The sequence below is a fragment of the Cloacibacterium sp. DMC96 genome (assembly GCF_056313765.1).
Genome location: NZ_JBQUZQ010000001.1, coordinates 1,488,247 through 1,514,019, shown reverse-complemented (window position 1 = coordinate 1,514,019; position 25,773 = coordinate 1,488,247). Strand labels below are relative to the sequence as shown.

Sequence of the window (25,773 nt, the reverse complement as noted above, 5' to 3'; positions counted from 1 at the left end):
TGAAATTAATGCTAGGTTTTTCTGTCATTTAAGAATGGAATTTTCTGCAAAATTTTTGAGTTGTTCCATTTCGGTTTTTGCTTTTTTCTGCCCGATTTTTGTGGCCAAAAAAGTAAGCAATAATAAAACCAATGCAAAGATAGAAAGATAAATTGCCCAAGGAAAATCTTGGCTATTAATTTGTTTCGTTACAAACCAAATGGTGATAAAAACCATGAAAATAATAGAGAAAATGAAGTAAAGGAACATAAAAAAAGTCCAAACGGCTGCACTTGGTCCAAAAATTCCTCTGATAAAGGTTTTTTCATCTTCGTTTTCTACTCTGAGTGAAAGATAAGGTTTCCAAAATTCATTATGAGCGGTTTTTACCCAAATAGAAGCCACTTCTTTATTGATATTTCCTTGGATTTCAGTATTTTTTTGAAGTTCTCTTTTTAAATTCAATTCAAAATCCTCTTTACTCAAATCAGTTTCTAATTTGAATCGAGGTCTGGTTCTGATGGTATTGAGTTTTTTATCCATTAATTTTCTTGATAAGGAATAGGGTCTTTTAGCACAAATTCTTTGATTAAAGTTACAGAATTTCTGATTAATTTAATTTTTATCACTCTATTTTCTTCTGTAATAAAAGCTTCGTTGATTTCTTGTAGCGTCATGTCAGAAGTCTTTTTACCATTGATTTCTAGAAGTTTGTCTCCTTTTTTGATATCTGCTAAAAATCCTGGTGAGTTTTCTCTAACTCCAGCTACAGAATATTCTGGTTTTAATACAAATTTGTATTGAAATTCACTCGCGTCTTGAATTCTTATTGTGGTTCCTCTGTCGTTATTTGTAGATTCTGGAAGTTTTGGAAGTTCAACTTTTACCAAATCTTTTTCCCATTTCATGCCATCATGTTTGATATCTAAACCGCTCATGTTAAATCTGAAAGGTTCTTTGATGGATTTGGTTTTTTTGATGAAAAATAAGCCATTTTTATAGTCGAAACCAATAGTAAATCTTTTTAAAACATCTGCGCCGATAGAACCAATTCTTTCTTTTACGAAATTCATAGATTTTACCGATTCTTCGCTCGGCATTGCTACGATAGGTTCATTTAGAATATTATTTCCAAGTTTCAGCGCGTGGATTCTACTGCGTTTTCCATAGATGTCTCCATTAAATCCTCTTCCGAGAAAATCATCTATATTAGGTCTATTATAGTTGAAATTTGGAATTCTATTTGGGAAAAGCCACATTGCATCACTATTTCCTAAGTCAATGAGCATTTTTGCGGGGAAAAACTCCTTGGTTTGCTGTACTTCGGCAATGTGATACGGTTTTTGGGATTCTACACTTATAGGTAGTTTCTCAAATTTTCTGAAAGTTTTCTCAGAATAATATTTTCTATTGTAAACTGTAATAATATGCCTTTCGAAATCTATTTTTAAAGGATTATTTTTAAAAAAATGATAACCGATAATGCCATTTACGGGGATTCCTACGTGAGAAGAGAAGTTGAAGTCTTCGTCTAAGATGATGTAAATTTCGTGACTGAAATCCACTAAAGTTTTATTGACTTCTACTTTGTTTTTAGTAGATTTTATGCCTTCTATATAATTGCTTCCGCCAAGTCCTGTAAATCTTATTTTTTCAACATTTTCGAAGATAACTTCTTTATTTTCTAAGCTAAAAAGTAAAGTTTCGGAAACGCCAGTGTCTAACAAAAAAGTAAGGTCTACATTATTGACTTTTAAATCCAGAAAAACTAAATTATTGATTTGCCGAAAAGGAATGTTTACCTTTTTCTTATCCTCTAATATCTGAAAGCCATCTTGAGCATTGATGGATAAAGAAAAAATCAGAAAAAGAAAAGATAAGATTTTCATAGTCTGAAATTACAAAGAATATTTTAATAAAATTCAAAATATTTTGCAGATACATAAAAAAACTCCTCAGAATTTCTGAGGAGTTGTAGTATAAATTAATTTTCAGTCTTCCATCTTCCGATTTCTAACTTTCAACTTTTTAGTATCTGTAATATTCTGGTTTGAAAGGACCTTCTACTTCTACACCAATATATTTAGCTTGTTCTGGAGAAAGTGTTTCTAACTCTACACCCAATTTTTTAAGGTGAAGTGCTGCTACTTTTTCATCTAAATGTTTTGGTAACATGTACACTTTGTTTTCGTAAGCTTCAGAATTTGTCCAAAGTTCAATTTGAGCTAGAGTTTGGTTGGTAAATGAGTTAGACATTACAAAACTTGGGTGACCAGTTGCACAACCAAGGTTTACCAATCTTCCTTCTGCTAAAATGATGATTTCTTTACCATCTACATTGTAAATATCTACTTGTGGTTTTACTTCAGTTTTGGTATTACCATAGTTTTCGTTTAACCAAGCCATATCAATTTCGTTATCAAAGTGACCAATATTACAAACGATGGTCTTATCTTTCATTTTTTTGAAATGTTCAGCTCTAACAATATTAAAGTTACCTGTAGTAGTGATTACAATATCAGCATTTTCGATTACAGTGTCTAGTTTTTTCACTTCGTAACCTTCCATAGCAGCTTGTAAAGCACAGATTGGGTCAATTTCTGTAACAGTAACGATAGAACCAGCTCCTCTAAATGAAGCAGCAGTACCTTTACCTACATCTCCAAAACCACAAACTACCACTCTTTTACCAGCTAGCATTACGTCTGTCGCTCTTCTGATTGCATCTACAGCAGATTCTCTACAACCGTATTTGTTGTCGAATTTAGATTTAGTAACAGAATCGTTTACGTTTATTGCAGGCATTACTAGAGTTCCGTTTGCCATTCTTTCGTATAGTCTGTGAACACCAGTAGTTGTTTCTTCAGAAAGACCTTTGATTCCAGCAGTTAATTCTGGGAATTTGTCAAAAACCATATTGGTTAAGTCGCCACCATCATCTAAAATCATGTTTAATGGTTTTCTGTCTTCTCCAAAGAAAATGGTTTGTTCGATACACCAATCGAATTCTTCTGCATTCATTCCTTTCCATGCGTAAACTGGGATTCCAGCAGCAGCAATAGCAGCAGCAGCGTGATCTTGAGTAGAGAAAATATTACAAGAAGACCAAGTTACTTCTGCACCAAGGTGAACCAAAGTTTCGATGAGAACAGCAGTTTGAATAGTCATGTGAAGACAACCTGCAATTCTAGCGCCTTTCAATGGTTGAGAAGGACCATATTCTTCTCTTAACGCCATTAAACCTGGCATTTCTGCTTCAGCCAATTGAATTTCTTTGCGTCCCCATTCTGCTAGGGAAATATCCTTAACTTTGTAAGGTAAATATTGAGTTTTAGTTTCCATTAATTGAAAAAATTTTTGCAAAAATACAATATATTTTTTTAAAAAATTTGAAATAATTACAGTTAAAATCTATCATAATCATCCATTAAAAACTCCACTACAGAAAAATCCATAGCAGAGTTTCGGTTGATAGAAAAAACAATATATTATTTCCAACCTCCGCCTAAACTTTTATAAATTTCGACTACAGAGGTGAGTTGGTTTTTCTGTGCTTCTACAAGTTCCATTTTAGCATCTAGTAAATCTCTATTATTCATCAATACTTCTAGATAGTCTGCTCTAGAATTTTTGAAAAGAAGTTGAGCAATGTCTATAGATTTTTCTAATGCTTTACTTTCTTGGTTTTTTAATTCATAGTATTGATTAAGGTTTTTGATTTTTGACATTTTGGTAGAAACCTCTAGGTAAGCGTTCAGTATGGTTTTATCATATTCATACAATGCTTCTAGTTGTTTAGCATTGGCATACTGAAAATTGGCTTTAATTGCAGATTTATTAATCAGTGGTCCTGCTAATTCACCAGCAAGGTGATAGGCTACTGATTCTGGAAATTTCACCAAATAATTTGGTTTAAAAGCTTCCAAACCTAGCGAAGCTGATATTCCCAAAGAAGGGTAGAACTCTTTACGAGCCACTTCTACATCTAATTTTGAAGCGGTAAGTTCATATTCTGCTTGTCTAATGTCTGGTCGATTTTCTAGCAATTGAGAAGGAATCCCTGTAAAAATTTGTTCAGGAAGTGGTGGCATCATATTTTCGGTAGAACGTTCAATATTTTGCGGAAATCTTCCCGTTAAAGCATTAATTATGTTTTCTTTTTCGGTAATGTCTTGTTTGATGACATATTCTTCGGCTTTTGATTTTGCTAATTCTGCCTCAAATTTTTTCACCGCTAGTTCGGTAGTTGCCGCTGCTTCTTTTTGAATTTTTGCTATTTCTAGAGCCTTTTCATTAATTTGAATATATTGATGAATAATATCTAACTGGCGGTCAAGAGCAATAAGTTCATAGTAATTGTTTGCAATTTCTGCAATTAAATTGGAGAGAATGAAATTTTTCCCTTCTACAGTAGATAGATAATGAGCTACAGCAGCATCTTTTTCGTCTCTCAATTTTTTCCAGATGTCTATTTCCCAACTTGCATTTAATCCGCCTTCATAATTAAATAATGGGTCTGGAATAGGGTGGTCTCCTTCCATATTGGTGCTTGCGTCACCAGCGCCTTCACTGGTGTATCTTCCTGCTTTTTTTACGCCAATAGAGCCACCTGCATTTACAAAAGGAGAGAGTTTCCCTTTTTGATAAAGAACATTGCTTTTGGCCATTTCTATTTCTTGATATGTTTTCATCAGTTCTTGGTTATTAACAAGAGCTGTTTCTATCAATTTTTGAAGATTTACGTCGGTGAAAAATTCTTTCCAAGGAGTATTTCCTATGTTCTTCGTTTCATCATTACTAGATTGAGCGAAATTTTTAGGGAGATTTTCTTTTGTTTCATCTTTAATCACGGTAGGCATAGGTGCTTTACAACCTATTAATAATATGGTGAAAAAAGAAAGGCTTATGTTTTTATAAAATCGGTTCATTATTGTCAATTTCTTCGGTTAAAGGATTTTCGTCTTCGTGTTCTGCCATTCTGAGTTTATCTGAAATCACTCCGAAAAGGTAATATAAACCAGGAATAATGATAAGTCCAAAAACGGTTCCTATCAGCATTCCTCCAGCAGCGGCTGTTCCTATGGTTCTATTTCCTATAGCTCCTGGTCCAGTTGCTATGGCTAGCGGAATAAGCCCAGCAATAAATGCAAATGAAGTCATCAAAATAGGTCTGAAACGTAAAGTAGCGGCTTGGATAGCTGCTTTGGCAATTTCTTCTCCAGCAGCTCTTCTTTGTACAGCAAATTCTACAATTAGTACTGCGTTTTTCCCCAATAAACCTATGAGCATAATCATGGCAATCTGTGCATAAATATTATTTTCTAAACCAAATAATTCTAAGCACAAAAACGCTCCGAAAATCCCAATTGGTAAGGATAAAATAATAGGTAATGGTAAAACAAAGCTTTCGTATTGTGCGGATAATATGAGGTATACAAATCCTAAACAAACTAAGAAAATATAAACGGCTTCATTTCCTCGGCTTACTTCATCTTTAGAAATACCTGCCCAATCAATGTCAAAACCTCTAGGTAAAGTTTTTTCGGCCACTTCTTTTATGGCATTAATCGCTTCACCACTACTGTATCCTTCAGCGGGATTACCACTTACCTCAGAAGAATTGTAAAGATTATGACGTGTAATTTCAGACATTCCATATACTTTTTCTAAGTGCATAAAATCTGAATAAGGAACCATTTGGTCTTTGTCATTTTTAGTGTACAATTTGAGTAAATCTTGCGGCAATGCACGATATTGTGGCCCAGCTTGAACAATCACCTTGTAAGGTCTGTCAAATCTTATAAAACCTGTTTCGTAATTAGATCCAATAAGTGTAGAGAGATTATCCATGGCTTTTCCTACACTTACTCCTTTTTGTTCTGCCATATCATTATCTACTCTCATCATATATTGAGGGAAACTTGCGGAATAAAAAGAAAAGGCATTACCAAGTTCTGGTCTTTTTTTAAGATCTTCTACGAATTGTTTGCTCACTTCTTCCATTTTATGATAATCACCACTGCCAGCTTTATCTAATAAACGAAGTTCAAAACCTCCTGCTGCTCCATAACCTGGGATAGAAGGTGGTTGAAAAAACTCAATATTAGCTCCTGGAATTTCTTTGGCAATCTCTTCTAACTGTTCTATGATTTCTGTAGCAGAATGTTTTCTATCACTCCAATTTTTAAGATTAATTAAACAAGTCCCGGTATTAGAACCTGTTCCTTCGGTAAGGATTTCGTACCCAGCTAATGAAGAAACCGACTGTACACCTTCTATCTTTTCCGTTTTTTTCTGCAGGTCTAAAGCAATTTTATGAGTTCTCTCTAAGGTAGAGCCTGGCGGAGTTTGTACTATGGCGTAAATCATTCCTTGGTCTTCTCCAGGGATGAATCCAGAAGGAACTTTGTTACTCAAGAAAAATGTTCCCAAACAAAAAATCAATAATATCGGAAGAGTAAACATTTTCTTAGTCACAAATTTTTGAAGTAATCCTTCGTATTTATTTGCACCTCTGTTGAAGAAGTTATTAAATCGATCTAGAAAATTATTGACAGGTGTTTTCTTTCTTTTTTTTCCGTGATTATTTTTGAGAATTAAAGCACATAGAGCAGGGGTTAAAGTAAGAGCAACTAACCCAGATAGAATAATGGCAGAAACCATAGTAATGGAAAATTGTCTATAAAAAACACCTACAGGTCCAGACATAAAAGCAATAGGGATAAATACAGATGCCATTACCAAAGTGATGGCAATGATTGCTCCGCTTATTTCGTGCATAGCTTCTTCAGTAGCTTTTAAAGGAGAGAGATTTTTTTCTTCCATCTTGGCATGTACTGCTTCTATTACTACTATGGCGTCGTCTACTACTACCCCAATTGCCATCACTAATGCAAATAATGAAATAAGATTTAAGGTAATCCCAAATGCAGACATTACCGCGAAAGCTCCAATTAATGAAACGGGTACGGCAAGTGTAGGAATAATGGTGGAGCGTAAATCTCCTAAGAATAAAAATACAACAATTGATACCAGAATAAACGCCTCGAAAAGAGTATGAACTACTTTTTCCATAGAAGCATCTAAAAATCTAGAAACATCATAACTTATTTCATAATGCATCCCTTTTGGGAAATCTTTTTTTTCTAATTTGGCCAAAAGTTCTTTTACATCTTTAATTACTTGACTCGCATTAGAGCCATAAGATTGCTTAATGGTAATTGCAGCAGAAGGTTTCCCGTTTAAGGTAGAGTAGATGTCGTACATCATGCTTCCAAATTCTACATCTGCTATGTCTTTTAACCTTACAAATTCTCCATTAGAATTCGCTTTTATAATAATGTTTTTGTATTCTTCTTCTTTGGTAAATCTACCCGGATATTTGATGACATATTCAAAACTTTGTGAGACTTTACCAGAACTTTCGCCAGTTCTTCCCGGAGAAGCTTCTAAACTTTGTTCGTTTAAGGCTTCCATTACTTCGTCAGCAGAGATGTTGTAAGCAGTCATTCTATCTGGCTTTAACCAAATTCTCATGGCGTACTGTCGGTCTCCTAAAATATCAGCAAAACCTACACCATCTATTCTTTTGAGTTCTGGAAGAATATTGATGTCAGCATAGTTGAACAAGAATTTTTGGTCTGCTTTCTTGTCATTACTATAAAGGTTTACATACATCAACATGTTGGGTTCTTCTCTGGTGATTTTCACCCCTTCTCTTACTACGATTGGCGGAAGTTTATTAACTGCAGACGAAACTCTGTTCTGTACATTTACTGCAGCAATATTAGGGTCTGTTCCTAGGTTAAAAACCAATTGTATAGAGCCTTCTCCGTCATTTCCAGCATCAGAAGTCATGTATTTTAAACCGGGAATTCCATTCAGAGATTGTTCTAATGGAATGATTACAGATTTTACCATTAATTCATTATTAGAACCAGGATATTCTACCGTAATATTTACTTTGGGCGGTGAGATAGATGGAAACTGCGTCACTGGCAATTCTATGAGAGCAAGCGCACCAAGAAACACTACAATCAATGAAATGACTATAGAGAGAACGGGTCTTCTTATATATTTATTAAACATAATTTTTCAAAGGATTTAAGAAATTAATTCGCTTTTATTTTTAAAGATTTAAAAACTTCTTGTGGGTTTACAAATTTTATTTGTACTTGTTGATTGTCTTTTACTTTTTGTACGCCTTCTAGCAAGAATTTTTCATTTTCTTGAAGTCCGCTTGAAACTACGTAAATGTCTGGTAGTTCATGAGCAATCGTTATTTCTCTAGACTTTATTTTCCCGTTTTGGTCTACTACAAAGACATATGTTTTGTCTTGAATTTCGTAAGTTGCTTTTTGTGGAATCTCTAGAACATTCTCAAGAGGCAAAGACATTTTTATTTTTCCTGTTTCTCCATTTCTCAGTAATTGATTAGGGTTAGGGAACTTAGCACGGAAAGCTATATTTCCTGTTTCACTATCGAATTCACCTTCTATGTTTTGAATAAATCCCTTTTCTGGGAAAAGTTCACCGTTTGCCATGACCAGATTCACTCCTTTGTCACCTCTTTCAGCAGCATGCATTTGATAGTTAAGATACTCTGGTTCAGAGAGGTTGAAATAAGCGTAAATGCCAGAATTGTCTGATAATGAAGTAAGTAAATCTCCTTCATCTACCAAACTTCCTAATTTTAAAGGAATTCTATTGATAATTCCCGAAAATGGAGCTCTAATAGTGGTAAAAGATAATTTGGTTTGTGCCAGTCTTAATTCTGCTCTTGCTGCATCTAGTTTTGCTTTTGCCATTCTTTGTTCGTTTCTAGAAACTACATTATTTACCGATAGTTTAGTTGCATTTTCTAGTTCTATTATAGATTGGTCTACTTCGGCTTTTGCTTTCATCACTTCTGCCTGTAGAATTTGAGGCATAATTTGAAACATGGGTTGGCCTGCATGGACATATTGACCTTCATCTACGTATATTTTTTGTAGAAATCCTTTTTCCTGAGCACGAATTTCAATGTTTTTAGCAGATTGAATTTTGGCTACATATTCTTTAGTAATATCTGTATTTGTTTTTAAAGGAATAGTAGCTGGATAAATGGAATTTTCTACTTTTTCTTCTTTTTTTTCTGAACAGCTTAATGCCAGAAATAATACCATTAGACTTGCTAATGATGTGATTTTTTTGATCATCATATGATTTGAAAATTTATGAAATTTAAAATGATAAAATGCACATAGTCAATGATTAATGACTTGTGTGTAAAGAATTTTTCTCTTAAAGAAGAGAAATTTTAAGAAGGGAAAAATGGAGAAATCAAATTCGCAGATTACGAACCAGAATGTAAATTTTAGATTGTAGAGTGAGTAAGATTTTGTTTCTTAATTCTATTTTCTTCCAAATAAAATCATTTGGAATATTAAAATTAAGATGATAAAGATTATCCGTTAGAGAAAAATCAGAGAAACTTCCAGTATGTGAAAGTTCTTCTTCATCTAGTTCAAAAATTACATTATCTAAATCTTGTAATTCATCTGAAATGCTAATGAAATTATTGTCTGCTGAATGTTTTTCTATGTTTTTGTGTGAAGAAATTTTCTCAGCAGAAAAAGTTTTAGGAGATACATGAAGTTTTCCTCCTACTAATAAAAGCAGGAGAATATTGGTAATAAAAAATTTAGTCCAAGTCTTCACGTAGTATTTTTTCAAGGGACAAAATTACTATTATATTGAATAGTTAAATCATGATTAACAAAAATTAACATTCTTAAACTTTTAAATTAAACGTTTTAAAAAATTATAGAATTGAAATTATTTAGTAATTTTACCGTAAAATAAATATATGCCTTTCTATCATGATTATTCTGATGAAAATGCTGTAATTCTTTATTGGAAGTATAGTGATGACGACGAATTTAACGCAGAAGAACTCATAGAACCCGAAAATCTGGAAAATGCCAAAGATTATCATCCAAAAAAGTTATTAGAACATTTGATGGTAAGAAAAATGCTCAAAATGCTACTTCCAGAGCACAAAATTCTCTATAAAACCATCGGCGAACCTTATCTCTGGCCAGATTCCGCACATATTTCTATCACGCATTCTTTTCCATTTGCTTCTTTAGCGGTTTCTAAAAATAGAGTAGGAATAGATTTAGAAAAAGTAAGTTCTAAAATTCTAAGAATCAAGGATAAATTTCTACACGAATCAGAACATATTTGGACTCAGAACAGAGAAAATGAAGTAGATTTATTGACCATTATTTGGGTCATCAAAGAAAGTCTTTACAAAGTTCACTTGTCTAAATATTGGTCGTTAAAAAAACATTATCAGGTATTTCCTTTTGATATCAATAACCTTTCTGAAATAAAATGCAGAGTTTTTGATGATTTTTTCAGTCATGATTTCACTGCAAAAGTCTTTAAAATAGAAGATTTTTACTTTGCCATTGTAGAAGAAAACCGCGATTTAGAAGATTAATCAGTTACTTTTTCTGCAATTTTTCTTTGGTCACGAGCTTGATTATAAATCAGTTCCAGTAATTCTCTGATGTTTTTGAGCTCAGTAAGATGAGAAATATTTTTAGGATCTCGTCTGTCGTAGAATTCATTTTCGGTGATTTCTTCTTTTCTTTTTTCTAAAAGTTCATTCACCAAATCTTCAGGCGTAAGTTTACTTTCTGCAAAATCATCTTTTTTAATTTCTTGTCTTTGTAAAATCGCTATAGTGCGTGAAAGTTCAGCATTAATCTTATTTTTCCAATTTTCGAAGTCTATTTCACGATAAACCGTATTTTTTTGTGCGTACTGAGAAAGAGATGCACTGTAAGCGGTAAAGAGGTGAGAAGTGGTCACAAATTGGTGAACGTTTTCTAGATTTTTCTGTTGATCTTTTGGGTCAGAAAGCATTTTCTGAAAATTATCAGAAAGATTGGCCAAACTTACCACAGCGTGTTTTCGGCTGATTTTATAGTCTTGAATAGGAATGTTTTTTTGCTGAAGAATCTCAATGATAGTGTTCAAATATTTATGATTGGCAAGGATGTAATTCAGCATAAAAGTTCTATTTTTCTGATGTTCCCAAACGGGTAAAACCAAGTAAGAAACCAGAAATACAATGACTCCAGCAATTACAGTATCAATCAACCTTTCCATAAAAAGTTTTGAGAAATCACCGGGTTTTAAAAAGTTGAACATCAAGAAAATATAAATCGTCATAAAGAAAACAGACCATGCATATTTATCTTTGAGTAAACTGAAAGTGAGCACCAAACAGATTAAGAAAATCACAAATTGTGTAGGAGGATTGGTGATGAAATAAATAATAAACAATCCAGCTGCAGCACCACCAATTGTTCCGTATAATCTGAGGATGTTTCGATGTTTGGTAATGCTGTAGGCAGGTCTCATAATCGCCAAAATGGTAATGAGAATCCAGAAAGTCTTTTGAATATGAAATATTTCAATTTTAGAAATGGCGTAACCTACTAATAATGCGGTAGTAATTCTTACAGCGTGTCTGAAATGATTGGATTTGATAGAGAAATTTTCTAGGAAAACTTTTGAGTTAAGTTTTTCATCTTTTTGTACAAATTTTTCTAAATCTAAGCCTGTAGAAAGGCTTTTTGCCAATTTGATATCTTGAGATTTTAAAAGATATATTTTTTGAGTTTCTTCTGAAATGGCAGAAATTCTGTGCATAATTTGTCTCAAAATCATGAAATCTTCTAGCGTTTGAGCGTTCAGGTGTTGATTTCTAAGTTGGTAATATTCTTCGTGTAAGGCATGAAGTTCTGTAGAAATATCAGTAATTGGAGCGGTTTTTAATCCTCCTTGAATAGAAATCCCGATGTGAACCAATTCATTCGATAATAAATTGAGGTAATTGTGGATTTTTTCTAAAATATTTTTATTGCCAAAAGTATTTTGCAGTTTTCGGTAGTCGTTGGTTGAAGTCAATAAAATTTCGTAAAGGTCAAGTGAATTGAGGAAAAGCTGCATCAATAATCTACTGGTAGAAGTAGATTCTCTTACGATTTGTCGGGTTTTGAAAACCACTTCTCTTGTCGCTTCTTGGTGTTCTTTGATTCTGACTTGCAATGCAAAAATTTGCTTGTACAAAACATCGAAATCTGGCTTAGAATGGTAAAAATGAGCTTTTAATTTCAAATAATTACCGAGTTCTATGTAATTTTCGCCAATCATTTGTTCTGCCAGTTTATAAGGTTTGATTACCGTTACCAGCATGAAAACCAAGATGAACCAAATTCCACCTAAAGTAAAAACCAATGCATTATAAAACGCAGAATGACCACCAGGAGCGCCATCTATAAAAATGGCTAAAACGACTAATGTGAGGGAACCTACTGCTGCTAAACGTTGTCCATAAACGCCTAACATGGTAAAAAACATCCCGAAAATGATTATTTCTAAAAAAATAAGCGGTGGGAAATCTTTCAGCAGTCCCGCAATCAGCGATACAAAGAAGTAAAATCCAGAGGCAACAATCAGTGCGTTTCTTCTTCGGTGAAAAGGACCTGTAGAATCCGTAAGCGCTAGGAAAAGGGTTCCGAGTGGAAATAAGAAAAATTCTTTCAGCAAACCTAAATACGCCAAAATAATACTCGGGATTACAACGGCTAAAGCAATTCTGGTTCCTGAGTAAATATATTGACTGGTAATAAATTTTTTAAGTTCCGAAGCATAATTCATTTTGCAAAGATAGTAATTGTGAAATAGAGTGGGAGAGTTATAGAATGATAGAGTTCTAGAGAGAGTTTTAGAATTGTAGAATTGTAAAGTGGGAGAATTCTAAAAATGAGGTACTTTTTACAATAGAAAATCTTTACATAAAAACGCCGAAAATTAATTTTCGGCGTTTTGTATTTTATAAATATTTTAGATTTATTCTTCTACAACTTCTGCATCTGGTGCATTTTTCTTTACAGATTCTATTCCGTTATCTCTTGCTGCTTCAGATTCGTAAAGTTCGCTCGTTCCAATGATTTGCCCATTTCCAGCCTTTATGTTGAACATTGGTTTTCCATTGGAACTTACTTTTCGCTCATATTTAGAATCATCAGAAGCGTTTTTCTTTACAGATTCAATACCTTTTAGACACGCTTCTTTGGTAGTGTAAACTTCGCTGGATAAAATTACTTGTCCGTTTCCAGCTTTTAAGTCAAATTTAAAACCAGTTGCAGTGGTTTTTATTACAAATTTTCCCATAATGTTTTGAAATTTAGTTAATTTCAAAGTTATAGAAAAATAAAAAAATCTCAATACAAAATTGAGATTTTTTAAAAATATTTAATAAGTTTATTTATTTAGTTGAAATTTTTCTTTTATACTTGATTAAAAATTAAAATTAATTTTAATTTTAATAATCTTCGTTGTTATAAGATTCTTCGCCAATGTTCCAAGTAAGTCCGAATCTTAAAGTATTATCAAGAGCGGTATTTACTTTAGAAGTATTGATGAGGTAAGATAAATCTAGACCAAAAGAGTTGTAATTAAGACCTACACCTACAGTTGCGTATTGTCTTGCTCCTTGAATTTCGCTCTCTCTAAAATAACCCGTTCTCACAGAAAAAGCATTGTCATAAGAATATTCTAAAGAGCCACTGTACATAATACTTTCTTTATTGCTGAAAGATTTACCAATTCCTTCGATTACACCTACATTTGGAACGTTTCCTGTTTCATCTGGACCAGGAACGAGTAATTTAGAAGCTTCTAGAGTTAAACCTACTTTGTTGACTTCGTCTAAAAACAAATCATAACCAGCTCCTAATCTGAAAGTGGTAGGTAAATATGAACGTGAATTTTCGTCACCAGTGTAATCTAATCTTGGACCTAAATTTTGAATTGCCCAACCAGCTCTTACTCTTCCTTCATAATCACCAAAACTGGTGTGTTTATAAGTTTGTAAATATCCAGAAACGTCTACTGCGAATGAATTTCCTGGTTTAAGTGTGCTTTCAGAACCAATTCCACCAGATAAATCAGAACGGATATATCTTCCTGTTACAGCCATAGAGTAGGTGTCTGATAATTTTAAAGCATAAGCTACATCTATTGCAAATTCATTAGGTTTTGCGGTTCCTTCATTTACCACTTCGCTTCCTACTAATCTGGTAAGATCTACAGAACCCATATTGAAATAATAAATACTTGCAGAAAGAGATGAACGGTCTTCTTCTCCTAACATGGTATTAAAGCCTAGATATAGTAAAAATACATCGTTGGTGAGTTTTCCCATCCATGGAGTATAACTTACGGCAGCAGAAGAGGTATTTCTACTAAATGGGAACTTAGAAGCGTTCCAAAATTGTGAAAAAGCATCTGCGCTTGTTGCCACACCTTGATCTCCTAAACCTCCAGCTCTAGCATCTGGAGAAATCCTTAAAAAAGGAGCTCCTGTAAGCACAGGATAAGTATTTTGTGCCATCGCCAAACTTCCGATTCCAATACTTAGTCCTAAAAAGAGTTTTTTTGTTAATTTCATATTTGTTTTTTCTATTTTAAAATCACTAATTTTTCTACTAAAGAGGCAGTTCCTTTACATTTTTCTTGATTTTGACTCTTTACTAAAACTTTGTAAATGTAAGTTCCTTTACCAACTGGAGCGCCAAAATCATCATTTCCGTCCCATTCTATAGCAGTTCTGTGTGTTCTATATCCTTCTAAAAATGGAGTAGAAGTCACTGTGGTACTGAATGTTCGTACTAATTTTCCAGTGATGGTATAGACTTGAACATTTACATCTAAAACATCATCACAATTGTGTTCAAACTGTATATAAGTTTTATTGGTAAAAGGATTCGGCCAATTTAGTAATTTTTTAACAACTAAATTTTCGGCTTCTGGGTCTCTTACTACAAAGTTTAACGTTTGAGTAGTCGAATTATTGTTAATGTCCCAAACTTTAAAGGTCAATTGGTGATTTCCAGGTTTTAAATTTTGGAAAGGATAGAGTACAGAGCCTTTCTGATAGTCTAAGAAAGAAGCGTTAATACAGCCATTTCCTGTTCCCGGAGTATAAAAATCGTTCAGAACAGTGGTATTGATAACTTCGCCGTCAAGAATTACAGTGATGTCATGACCAATTCCCGAACCTGTAGAGTTAATTCCTGTATTATCTGTTACACAAGCCAAAAGATTTGGATTAGAGTCTGTAATTCCTCCATCTACAAAATTGGTGTTGTTTAAGTACAATTGAACCTTTGGAACTTCATTATCATTAATTCCGTTTGGATTAATATCTCCAACTTTTTGTGTTTTGTTATTGAAAACATCAAAAACATTGTTATCTGCATAAGCCAATATTCTACCGTCTCCCACAGTATAATTAATGTCTTTTGGCATATAGAATTCTACGGTGAAAGTTCCATTGGTAACCGTTCCAGAAGCTTTCACAATCGGGCTTCCTTCTTCGAAATAATTAAGAACTGGAGTTAAATTTCCATCATTGTTGAGGGTTTTCTTGGCTAATTTTTTATCAAAAATATTGATGACTACTTTACCATTAAAAGTATTGTCAATCGCTCCTGATTGATTATTAACATGCCCCGTAATTTTTACAAAATCTAGCGCTCTTAGTTGACCAACAACTGGTGAATCTATATTGTCTATGCTGATAAGATTTTTCGGTCTGCTGAGTTTAAGAGCGGGATCACCAAGAAGATTTACTTTCAAGTGGTTTGAATCTGTTCCGTATTCAGTTTTTGCTGCGATGAAAGCATCTCCTACTGATAAAAAGTCATTGTTGTATAGTTTAAAGAGATTTCGGGTAAAAGTTTCTGTAAATAATCTTCCATAAACTGTAGCAATTGCTCTAGAAGAAGTAATCATAGAATTTGCTCCACCTTGTGGTAATTTCATCAATTGTTCTCCTGCAGATGAAGTATTATGGTCATCCCAAAGTGTAAATTCACAAGTAATGGTACTGATGAAAGGAAATCTGCTGTAAGCATTATTGTAATTATTAAAAGCTGCAATTTCTTGAGTGGTCAAAACTCTTTCTTGCGCCCAACCGTTAATTCCTCCATGTCCGAAATAATACAGATATAAACTGTTGCTCATCGCATTGGTAATGGCTTGGTTTACTTGTGGAAATCTTTGTCCACCTGCTGTACTTTGACCAGGAAAAGCATCTAAGTATAATTTTTTGATATTATATTCTGGTTTGTCTGTATTTCCTTCAAAATTATTGGCTAAAACCAAGTTCATCACATCATGGAAAGTTCCTTTGAGATAAGGATTCGTACTGGTGTCTACACGACTGTCTTGGTCATCATCTACCACGAAATTCATTTTTAGTCTCCAATCTCCAAAAGGCGAAGATTGTCCCGGAACTGCATTGTAATAAGAAAGCGTTTTATCAACTAAATTTTTTGCTTCAGCAATATTTTCTGCAGGAAGTCTTCCTACTGGAATATCTGGTAAAATAGCATAAATATAAGTCGTGTTTTGTGGAGTAGTCATCCCGAAATAATCATCGGTCACAAATGAAGCTTCGTAGTTTTCACTATAATCACTTTGATAACTTGGGATATAATTTTTATTATTGGTGGTAATATTTCTATAATCAAATGTAGTATCTCCTAAGATAAGTACATATTTTAGTGTTCCAGCTGGAGTGTTTAGTTTGGTAATAAAATCTCTAATTGCCGTTAAATCTTGTCCGCCAGAAGAAAATTCATTGTAAATTTTCTTTACATCGGCTATTTCTACTTGATAATTTTTTTGAGTTCTGTAGTAGTTGGCAATTCTTTCGGCTTGTGGAGTAAAATCACGAGTGGTAACAATGAGGTAGTCTACATTTTTTAAACCTGATAAGTCTTGATTGTCCACTTTTTCAACAAAAAGAGGCTCAAAAGACGCAGAATTTTTAAAAGCTACAAATTCATTGTTAAAATATGGGGAAGTTGTAGTGTATCCGAATGAAAATTGCGCTCCTGAAGTTTTATTGACTATTTTTTTAGCGTTTGTAATGTCTGAAATATCCCAAATTTGCTCTACGTTTGTCGCGTTTTCTACCGTAAATCCGAAAGTCTCTCCAGAACCTGTAGGAATTTCAAAAACTCTGAAATTCATTTGTGCATCATTGTATACAAGGTCTTGTTTGTATTGAACTTCGGCATAATCCAGATAATAAGCAACCAAAGGATTAGAAGATTCTAAAGTATAATCTATTTTAAGTGTAGTTCCGCTTAAATTTGACGCAGAAGTTTCCCAAGGAATTTCTTTGATTTTAATTTCTGGGGAATTGCTTACTGTAAAACTGCTACTGTTTTGTCCGTTGATGCTGAAGATAATTTTGTCATTGGCAGCATTCTTCACATAAACCGAAGATTTTATTTTTACAGTATCCGTAGGTTTAATAGCGGTTTTGGTAGTAAAAGAAACCGATTTATTGGCGTTAAAAGCATCTCCCACCCAAAGTCTACCAATATTCAAGAAATTGGTTTTTTCTTCATTGATAAATTGATAGTCGTCATAACGCGTGTAAACTTTGGAAGATGGCGCAATATCTGAAAGGGTTACTCTTTTCCCTTCTCCTTTGTCAAAATTAATGAAGTAATAAGAGAAATTTTCATAGATATTTACACTGTTATCGCTAATGTGAGTGAGTCTGGTTTCGTTACGTTTGTAACCACTTCCGTTATTTACATTGTAAAGATTATAACCATGTGGACCTTGAGCGTAGAAAAGTGCATAGTCATTTTCGTCCCATTTTCCATCTTCTTCACCGATAACTTGTATCGCATTTTCTTGTAAAGCAGCATATCTGAAATCCTGATTGAATTCTGGCAGCATTAATCCACCATTTCCATAAATTCTGAAATTTTTAGGATTAATGCTCGATGGGTTGATGCCGTTATCTCTAAGGAATTTTGTTGTGATTTTGAAAATTCCAGACTTGTCGACTTTAATTTTATAGAAATTTCCAGATTTTAAAGGATTTTCGGTAGTGCCAATTAAATCAGAAGTTCTAGAAGTTCTTTGGTTATTAACCGTTTTTTTTACCAGTTCAAAAGAGGTTAATCTATAAAGAGTATTTTTATCTTTTTTAATGGTGGCAATCACTACATTGGTGAGAAATTGTCCGTTGATGGTTTGTTTTTGACTATTAGAGTATGCAATTTCTTTAGTGGAAACATTATCCGAAAGTAAACCAAATACTTCTTTAGCTGGAATTTTTTCCCAAATTAAGTTTTTAATGTCATATTGAGAAGATTCCTTTTCTTTTTTAGAAAAAGTGAGATATGGAACTCCATTAATAATAGAATAATTTTCGTTTTTAAAAAATGGAAGATTGTATTGGAAGGTTCCATAATCCATTATTTTGTTTCCTTCCCATTCTATAGCAGTTTTTTGACCAAATAAATGGCCAGTAAAAATTACAAAAAGAAGTAGTAATAAATTTTTTTTCATAGTCTAAAATTGCGCTACAAAATAAACGAAAAAAACAAAATTTTCATATCAAACAATAAAATAAATTTTAATACGTTAAAAAAAACATAAAAAATCTTACTTTTGATGTTTGATTAATAAAATAAATTATTTTTCTTTGTAGCTCGAAATTATCTAAAATCAATTATGAAAAAACTAAAGTTTATTTCATTGCTTGCACTAGGCGCAACATTGCTTCTAACCAGCTGTGGTGGAGGCGGTAACGTAAAAAGTGGAGGCGGAACCAAAAAATTTACCAGCAAAACAGGTTGGAAACCTAATGACACGAAAGGTTGGTTCTTTACTGGTAAAAAACAAAAACCAAAAGGATGGCCAGGAATGGTCTATGTAGACGGAGGTACTTTTACCATGGGGTTGGTAAAAGACGATGTAATGCATGATTGGAACAATACCCCAAGAAGAATGCAGGTAAGTGCGTTTTTCATCGGTGAAACAGAAATCACTAACTATGAATATAGAGAATATGTAACTTGGCTTAAGTTTGTATTCCCACCATCTGATCAAAGTTTTAAAAATATTTATACAGGTGCTTTACCAGATACATTAGTTTGGAATAACAAATTATCTAGAAACGATTATGCGGAAACTTATTTCCGTGCTCCAGAATACGATTACTATCCTGTAGTAGGAGTTTCTTGGCAGCAAGCTTCTAGATATTGTGATTGGTTAACGGATAGAACCAATGAAAAAGAGTTAATGAACCAAGGACTTATTGATAAAAGTTATTATACCAATGATGGTAATAATCAAGGTCCGAATGCATTTAACTTAGACAAGTACAAAGCAAATGATCCAGAATTAGAAGCTTATTTGAACAAACAAAGACAGCAACAAAAATCTGGTATCAAAACTTCTAACGCGAGAATTCAAGCAGCAAACAGAAACGCAACCGCTGGTTTAGTAACTAAATTCCGTCTTCCTACAGAAGTAGAATGGGAATATGCAGCGCTTGGTTTACAAAAAAATAGAGAGTACAACAATTACCTAGGAAAAGAACCTGAAATTGAAAAATTAAGAGGTAAAAAAGGTAAAAACAGAGGAATGTACCTAGAAAACTTTAAGCAAGGTAGAGGTGACTATTCTGGTGTTGGTGGTTGGAATAATGACGGTTCTCCTACAACTGCAGACGTGAGACAATATCCTTCTAATGATTTAGGAATTTATGGAATGTACGGTAACGTAGCAGAATGGACCGCAGACGTTTACAGACCTATCATAGATGAAGAAGCGAGTGATTTCAATTATTACAGAGGAAATATGCCACAGCAAACTGTAAAAAATGCTGATGGAACTTATAAAAAAGTAGATCCTAAAGATATGAAGTTCGAAAGATTAGCTGACGGTAGAGAAATCTACAAAGGCTTACCTGGAACTTATGAAAGAAGAACTGTAGAAGATCAAAGAAATTATAGAGATGGTGATTTCATGTCTTCATTAGAAGCTGGTTATGGTAAAGAAGTAGACAGTTCTATGGCAGAATACAATATGTATAATTCTCCTAAAACTCAATTCATCGTAGATGATAAAGGTAGAGTAATATTGCAAAGAGATAACAAACCTAGAACAACTAAAGTTTCTAATACGGTAAGAGTTGTAAAAGGTGGTTCTTGGATGGATACTGCATATTGGTTAGACCCAGGTCAAAGAAGATTCAAAGAAGAATCAAAGTCTTTCGGATGGATTGGTTTCCGTGTAGCACAAGATGCTAGAGATACCAATAATAAGAGAACGAAGAGATAAAATTTCTTTTAAATAATTTAAAATCCTTTCCTTTTTTGGAAAGGATTTTTTTATTTTTACCACATGAATATTACAGATTTTTATGCGCTTTATTTACAAGCCAATAAAGTAACCATAGACAGTAGAAAAATTGAAAAAAACGATATATTTTTCGCTTTTTCTGGTGAGAATTTCAATGCGGCTACTTTAGCTGAAACAGCTATGGATAATGGTGCTCTTGCCGTAATTGTAGAAGATAAAAATTTTGAAAATACGGCTAAAAATATTTTTTATGTTAACTCTACATTAGAATTTTTACAGGATTTAGCAAAACATCACAGAGCACAGTTGAGCATTCCTATTATAGCTCTAACAGGAAGTAATGGGAAAACTACGACCAAGGAAATCATTCATGCTGTTCTTTCGCAGAAATATAATACCCAATATACTTTTGGGAATCTCAATAATCATATTGGTGTTCCTTTAACCATTCTTTCCATAAAACCAGAGCACGAAATGGCGGTGGTAGAAATGGGTGCTAATCATCAAAAAGAAATAGAGTTTTTATGCACAATTGCTCAACCTAATTTTGGGTATATTACTAATTTCGGGAAGGCACATTTAGAAGGTTTCGGTGGAGTAGAAGGTGTAATCAAAGGAAAATCTGAATTGTATGATTACCTCAAATCGAATAATCAATTTGTGGTAGTGAATGAAAATGATCCTATTCAAGTTGAAAAAACAGATGGATATGATTTGGTGATTCCTTTCGGAAGAAGAGATTCTGAGTTTTATTTCGAGAAATTTACAGAGAATAATTGCGTAGGAATTATTTATAATGAGGTAGAAGCACTTTCTAAACTTACAGGAGATTACAATTTTACTAATCTTTGTGCGGCTACCAGTTTAGGTTTGTATTTCGGGATTGATTTTAATTTAATCAAAAAAGCCATTGAAGAATACACACCAACCAACATGCGTTCGCAAATTGTAAAAAAAGGAGATAAAACCTTGGTTTTAGATACTTACAATGCGAATCCTAGTTCTATGAAAGTTTCATTAGAAAATTTCAATGATTTTATTGGAACTAAGACCATCATCATTGGAGATATGCTAGAATTGGGCGAAGAAAGCGCAACAGAACATTCTCAAATTTTAGAATTGGCGAAATCACTCAGTTTTGATGAAATCATTACAGTTGGTCCACATTTTAAAGAAGTAAATGTTTCTGGAGTGGCCTTTTTAACTACTCAAGATTTAATCCATTATTTAACCGAAAATGAAATTCATTCGCAGAATATATTGCTGAAAGCTTCACGAGGAATCGCGCTAGAAAAAGCTTTGGAATTCATTAAATAAAAAGAAAAGGTGGAATTTTAATTTCCACCTTTTTTATATTGCAAAAACCTCGCTCAAAATCAGTTTGATGTTTTTAAAAGTATTGGGCAAAACTTCGTCGTTAATTTCGGTTTGCGTTTTCCATTCTACTTTTGTAATTCCTTCTTCAGTTTGAGGAATCGGTTCTTTTTGACCTACATAAGTCATTTTAAACCAATGCGTGGCTTTTAGAATTCTTTCCTCTTTTCCTTGTTTTTTTTCTTTGTAAATATGGAAAGTAGTATTTACAAATTCTTCTAAAATAAGCTCTGTAAGTCCAGTTTCTTCCTCTAATTCTCTTAGCGCAGCATTTTCAAGAGATTCTTCTGGCTCTATTTTACCTTTCGGTAAATCCCATCTTCCTAATCTGTGAATGAAAAGGATTTTATTTTCTTGGTTGAAAACAATTCCACCTGCTGCTTCCACAACTCGTAACATACCCGTCAGTTCTTCCCAAATTTGCTCTAAATTTTCACCGTAAATATTAATTTCGGAGGTAGAAGTATTTTCCAGCAAATCTATGGCGATTTCCAAGGTGGTGGTTTCTTCATAAGGCAAGTTCTTCTCAATGGGAATTGGAGATTTACTGATGCTTAATCTTTTTTCATTGACAAAAACTTTATACATTTGTAATTATATTAATTTTTACAAAAATATTAAAAAAATGAATTTAGAAGGAAGAAAAATTATAGTAAATAAATCTTCGGAGCAACTTTTTCAAATGCTTAAAAATCCTGAAGATTACAAACACTTAATGCCAGATAGTTTAACCAGTTTCGAACATAGAGAAGATGGCTTTAAATTTGGTTTAAAAGGAATGCCAGAAGTTGCCCTTAAAATTGCTGAATTGGTAGAAGGTCAAAAAGTAGTTTTGAAATCTGCAAGTTCTTCATTAGATTTTTCACTTACAGGAAACATCTCTCCAGTAAACGAAAACCAAACAGAAGTTCAGTTATTATTCGATGGAAATTTTAATCCATTTATCAAAATGATGGTAGAAAAACCATTACAAAACTTCTTAAATGCACTTACAGACAAGTTAGAGCAATTATAATAACGTTTATAAGATAATTAAAAGGTTTTAGATTTCTTCTGAAACCTTTTTTTATACCAATATTCCGCTGCAATGATTCTCTGAACTTCCCGTTGCTGAACAAAGCACATTTACTTCATTTCTGAGTCTTAAAACGCCCATAAAAGCAAAAATAAGCGCTTCTTTGAAGTTGATTATATTTTCGTCAGGAACAATCAATTCTGTCTGAGATTTTTCTCTAATTTTTTCTAATAAATAAGTATTGAAAGTTCCGCCACCAGTTACTAAAACAGTTTTGAGTTGATTGTCATTAAAAACTTTGGCAATTTGTTCGGCAATATGTTCGGTAAAAGTAGCGATGATGTTTTCTGGAGTTTCGTCTTTTAACAAAGGAAAAATCTCAGAATTTACAAATTCTACTCCTAAAGATTTTGGAGCTGATTTTTGATAAAAGGTTAAAGCGTTCAATTGCTCTAAAATTTTGAAATTAATAGCGCCATTTCTAGCAAAATCACCGTTTTTATCATAGTTTTTGCCTAATTTTTCTGCAAAATAATTCAAAACCACATTCACTGGCGAAATATCAAAAGCAATTCTTTGATGGTTTTTCTGTAAAGAAATATTAGAAAATCCGCCCAAATTGAGACAAGCATCATATTGCGAAAATAAAAGTTCATCACCGATGGGAACTAATGGAGCACCATTTCCGCCCATTAAAACATCTTGACTTCTAAAATCGTAGATTACGGGCTTTTTGGTTGTTAATTTTATGGCTCTTCCATCGCCGATTTGCAAGGTGAATTTTCGTTGTGGTTGATGAAAAACGGTATGACCGTGAGAAGCAATAAAATCTAAATCAACAATATTATTTTTCGAAATAAATTCTTGTGTTTTTTCGCCGAGATAGAAGCCATATTCTTTGTCTAACGCTAATAAATCTTCAGCCGAAAGTAGAATAGCATTTTGCAGACGATTTTTCCATTCTGGAGAGTAAGGAATGGTTTCGGTTTTTAGAATTTCAAATTCCCAATTGGTAATATTTTGGAATTTTGCATAGCAAATGTCTAAACCATCAAGGCTGGTTCCAGACATTAGACCAATGGCGAAATATGTTTTCATGAATTAGAATTAATAAACCACAAAAGATACAAAAGATTTCTAAGGAAAATTTATTCAAAAGTAAAAAAAGTAAATCAAAATCCTAAATCTCTACCTCTACCTCTACCTTTACCTCAACCTTTACCTCAATCTCAATTTCCAGAATTTGGCATTTTCTTCACATTGAAGTCTCCAGAATTGTTGTAGAAGGTATATTCAGAGAAATCATCTTTTGCATTCATTCCGTTTGCCGCTACGAAAATTGAACCGTCTTTATCTGTAATGAATACGGTGTCTTTAGTGTACATTCTTTGTTTTGCTTTGTCCCAATAAATAGACTGCATGGCAAAAGTTTGTCCTTCGTTATTGATGACTTTTACATTTCCTCTGGCTTCGTAGAATTGTTTTTTGTCAATCATTTTGGCATATTTTGCCCAAAGTTTTCCTGGAGTTTTGGGTTTTTTAGAATCATAAAATTCTAAATATAGTCCTTTTCTTACCACTACATAAGGAGTGTCTACAAATTCATATTCTTCTAGCAATGGTGCTTTGAAACGCACTTTTACCATCCCAGAATCTTTTTTTACAATGTCTGCATTGTAGATGATTCTAGAAGCGAAATTGGTGCTTTTTTTATCGTTTACTTTAGCCAAATCTTCTTCGCAAGAAGTCAAAGCAAAAAATATAGCCAAACCTGAAAAGGTGACTATATTTTTAAATAATATTCTTGAGAATTTTTTCTGCATTTTTATAGATTTAACTATAAAATTTATGAATAAGTGTATTGTTCGGTTTATTCGTAAACTCTTTTCTGGAACCATTTATCAGCAAAATTAATTCCAACTTTTACGTTGAAGAAATTCTGTTGGATAAGATTGTTTTCTAATGTTCCTCTTCTACCAAATTCTAATCCTAAATCTATCCCGCTCATTCTTACCGCATTTGATTTTTCGAAAGGTAAAGTAACTCCAGCAGTGATTCCGTATTGGTTAATATTGGTTCCGTTTACATTTAGATTTCCTTTTTCATAAAAAGCACCATATCTGTAAACTACACGGTTAAAATAGCTTCTGAAGTCATTATAATTTGGTAAATACCAACCACCTGCAGAAATTCTATATGAATCTTGGTAAGTGAAAGGCTGTCCTAAAAACATTGTAGTAGAACCTTTTTTGTAATCGATTTGAGCAGAAGCGAACCATTTTGCATCATGACCATAGCCAATCCCTAAAGAAGCTTCTGTAGGAATAAGATTTTTGTCTTCGCTGGTTTTCTTTTCTATTTCGGTAACGTTTAATTTTTGGTCTAGATAATAGTAATAAGTACTGTTTAAGAACTGAGTTTTTACATTACCAGTGGTTCCAAATGTATAAGTTGCACCTAAAGTAAGTTTTTTATCGTTTTTAAATTTTTTCTGATAGGTAGAACCTAGCGTAAAGTTGAAAGTTTTGATTTTATTAGATGTTTCAAAACCATTAATCAGTTCAGCATTAGAATAAGCCAGTTCTTCTACATCTGATAATTTTCCGAAGTAGAAATTACTTCTTAAACCTACTGCAAATTCTTTGTTGACTTGATAACCAAAAGCTGCTTGAATAGTACTAAGTGTTCCTTCACCATAAAAATGGTTAGCTTTTGCTGTTTTGTCTGCTAAAGAATCTACGGTAATAATATCATATCTTTTAGAACTATACGGTTGATATCCTAATCCAAATTTCAATTTTTTAGAAATGGGGAAAGCTATAGAAATATTAGAAAGATAATTAGAATGTTTATTAGCGCTTAATCCATTAAAATCTGATTTTAAAGATTGGTTCTCATTGGTCATTTGAACCCTGAAAGAAGTAAGCTCTAGATTGGTGTTTGCAGCTGGGTTTTTAAAATTAAAACTGTTGTTGAAATCCCAAATGTAAGCAGTGTTTATGCCGCCCATTGAATTGGTTTCTACTGAGTTATCATATTTTACTTCGCCGATACCAAATGCTGCATAAGGAGAATTACCTAAACTTTGCGCTTCTACACTTAAACCAACAGCAATGAAAGGTAAAAGAAAAATTCTTTTTATCATTATCTTTTTTAATTAA

Annotated in this window: 19 protein-coding genes; 4 read left to right on the top strand and 15 right to left on the bottom strand. The window is 33.1% G+C overall.

Annotated elements, in window-relative coordinates; all coding sequences use genetic code 11:
• Positions 1-24 precede the first annotated feature (24 nt).
• From ACT53I_RS06705 to ACT53I_RS06675, 7 genes are all read right to left on the bottom strand, one after another.
• Positions 25-522, bottom strand: a complete 498-nt coding sequence (locus ACT53I_RS06705) for a hypothetical protein (protein ID WP_476078990.1) — start codon at positions 520-522, stop codon at positions 25-27.
• On the bottom strand, positions 522-1,868 hold the full coding sequence (locus ACT53I_RS06700; protein WP_476078989.1) for a PDZ domain-containing protein: 1,347 nt from the start codon (positions 1,866-1,868) through the stop codon (positions 522-524). Before ACT53I_RS06700 ends, ACT53I_RS06705 begins: the two co-directional genes overlap by 1 nt.
• 139 nt (positions 1,869-2,007) lie before the next feature.
• Positions 2,008-3,321 (bottom strand): adenosylhomocysteinase, encoded by a 1,314-nt coding sequence (gene ahcY / locus ACT53I_RS06695; protein WP_104793499.1) that lies wholly within the window; start codon positions 3,319-3,321, stop codon positions 2,008-2,010.
• A 146-nt stretch (positions 3,322-3,467) separates the two neighbouring features.
• Positions 3,468-4,907 carry a TolC family protein gene (locus ACT53I_RS06690; RefSeq protein WP_476078988.1) on the bottom strand — a complete coding sequence of 480 codons (1,440 nt, stop codon included), beginning with the start codon at positions 4,905-4,907 and terminating at the stop codon, positions 3,468-3,470.
• Complete coding sequence (locus ACT53I_RS06685) at positions 4,891-8,067, bottom strand: efflux RND transporter permease subunit (RefSeq protein ID WP_476078987.1); 3,177 nt, start codon at positions 8,065-8,067, stop codon at positions 4,891-4,893. The genes ACT53I_RS06690 and ACT53I_RS06685 overlap by 17 nt, the downstream gene beginning before the upstream one ends.
• A gap of 23 nt (positions 8,068-8,090) precedes the next feature.
• The gene (locus tag ACT53I_RS06680; protein ID WP_476079385.1) at positions 8,091-9,173 is read right to left on the bottom strand and encodes an efflux RND transporter periplasmic adaptor subunit; all 1,083 of its coding nucleotides are present in this window, start codon (positions 9,171-9,173) and stop codon (positions 8,091-8,093) included.
• A 127-nt stretch (positions 9,174-9,300) separates the two neighbouring features.
• Positions 9,301-9,678: a hypothetical protein gene (locus ACT53I_RS06675; protein ID WP_074650935.1), complete on the bottom strand. Its 378-nt coding sequence runs from the start codon at positions 9,676-9,678 to the stop codon at positions 9,301-9,303.
• Between the two features lie 148 nt (positions 9,679-9,826).
• On the opposite strand from ACT53I_RS06675, the gene ACT53I_RS06670 reads away from it, so the two are divergent.
• Positions 9,827-10,465 carry a 4'-phosphopantetheinyl transferase superfamily protein gene (locus ACT53I_RS06670; protein WP_476078986.1) on the top strand — a complete coding sequence of 213 codons (639 nt, stop codon included), beginning with the start codon at positions 9,827-9,829 and terminating at the stop codon, positions 10,463-10,465.
• On the opposite strand, the gene ACT53I_RS06665 is transcribed toward ACT53I_RS06670, so the two are convergent.
• From ACT53I_RS06665 to porU, 4 genes are all read right to left on the bottom strand, one after another.
• Positions 10,462-12,696 carry an FUSC family protein gene (locus ACT53I_RS06665; protein ID WP_476078985.1) on the bottom strand — a complete coding sequence of 745 codons (2,235 nt, stop codon included), beginning with the start codon at positions 12,694-12,696 and terminating at the stop codon, positions 10,462-10,464. The two genes, ACT53I_RS06670 and ACT53I_RS06665, sit on opposite strands and share 4 nt — an antisense overlap.
• Before the next feature lie 192 nt (positions 12,697-12,888).
• A complete protein-coding gene (locus tag ACT53I_RS06660) occupies positions 12,889-13,212 on the bottom strand; it encodes a YegP family protein (RefSeq protein WP_476078984.1) in 324 nt (107 codons plus the stop codon).
• 151 nt (positions 13,213-13,363) lie between these two features.
• Positions 13,364-14,491: a type IX secretion system outer membrane channel protein PorV gene (gene porV / locus ACT53I_RS06655; RefSeq protein WP_476078983.1), complete on the bottom strand. Its 1,128-nt coding sequence runs from the start codon at positions 14,489-14,491 to the stop codon at positions 13,364-13,366.
• Positions 14,492-14,502: 11 nt separating this feature from the next.
• Positions 14,503-18,423: a type IX secretion system sortase PorU gene (porU, locus tag ACT53I_RS06650; protein ID WP_476078982.1), complete on the bottom strand. Its 3,921-nt coding sequence runs from the start codon at positions 18,421-18,423 to the stop codon at positions 14,503-14,505.
• Positions 18,424-18,588: 165 nt separating this feature from the next.
• On the opposite strand from porU, the gene gldJ reads away from it, so the two are divergent.
• Both gldJ and ACT53I_RS06640 read left to right on the top strand, forming a co-directional pair.
• Positions 18,589-20,202 carry a gliding motility lipoprotein GldJ gene (gldJ, locus tag ACT53I_RS06645; RefSeq protein ID WP_476078981.1) on the top strand — a complete coding sequence of 538 codons (1,614 nt, stop codon included), beginning with the start codon at positions 18,589-18,591 and terminating at the stop codon, positions 20,200-20,202.
• A gap of 63 nt (positions 20,203-20,265) precedes the next feature.
• A complete protein-coding gene (locus ACT53I_RS06640; RefSeq protein ID WP_476078980.1) occupies positions 20,266-21,540 on the top strand; it encodes a UDP-N-acetylmuramoyl-tripeptide--D-alanyl-D-alanine ligase in 1,275 nt (424 codons plus the stop codon).
• A 33-nt stretch (positions 21,541-21,573) separates the two neighbouring features.
• On the opposite strand, the gene ACT53I_RS06635 is transcribed toward ACT53I_RS06640, so the two are convergent.
• Positions 21,574-22,185: an NUDIX hydrolase gene (locus tag ACT53I_RS06635; protein WP_213196363.1), complete on the bottom strand. Its 612-nt coding sequence runs from the start codon at positions 22,183-22,185 to the stop codon at positions 21,574-21,576.
• 37 nt (positions 22,186-22,222) lie between these two features.
• On the opposite strand from ACT53I_RS06635, the gene ACT53I_RS06630 reads away from it, so the two are divergent.
• Positions 22,223-22,612, top strand: coding sequence for an SRPBCC domain-containing protein (locus ACT53I_RS06630; protein ID WP_476078979.1), 390 nt, complete (start codon positions 22,223-22,225; stop codon positions 22,610-22,612).
• 51 nt (positions 22,613-22,663) lie between these two features.
• On the opposite strand, the gene ACT53I_RS06625 is transcribed toward ACT53I_RS06630, so the two are convergent.
• From ACT53I_RS06625 to bamG, 3 genes are all read right to left on the bottom strand, one after another.
• Positions 22,664-23,710 carry an anhydro-N-acetylmuramic acid kinase gene (locus ACT53I_RS06625; protein ID WP_476078978.1) on the bottom strand — a complete coding sequence of 349 codons (1,047 nt, stop codon included), beginning with the start codon at positions 23,708-23,710 and terminating at the stop codon, positions 22,664-22,666.
• A 131-nt stretch (positions 23,711-23,841) separates the two neighbouring features.
• Positions 23,842-24,435 (bottom strand): LptA/OstA family protein, encoded by a 594-nt coding sequence (locus tag ACT53I_RS06620; protein WP_069797716.1) that lies wholly within the window; start codon positions 24,433-24,435, stop codon positions 23,842-23,844.
• Positions 24,436-24,482: 47 nt separating this feature from the next.
• A complete protein-coding gene (gene bamG, locus ACT53I_RS06615) occupies positions 24,483-25,754 on the bottom strand; it encodes a BamG family beta-barrel-assembly machinery protein (RefSeq protein ID WP_476079384.1) in 1,272 nt (423 codons plus the stop codon).
• Positions 25,755-25,773: the final 19 nt, after the last annotated feature.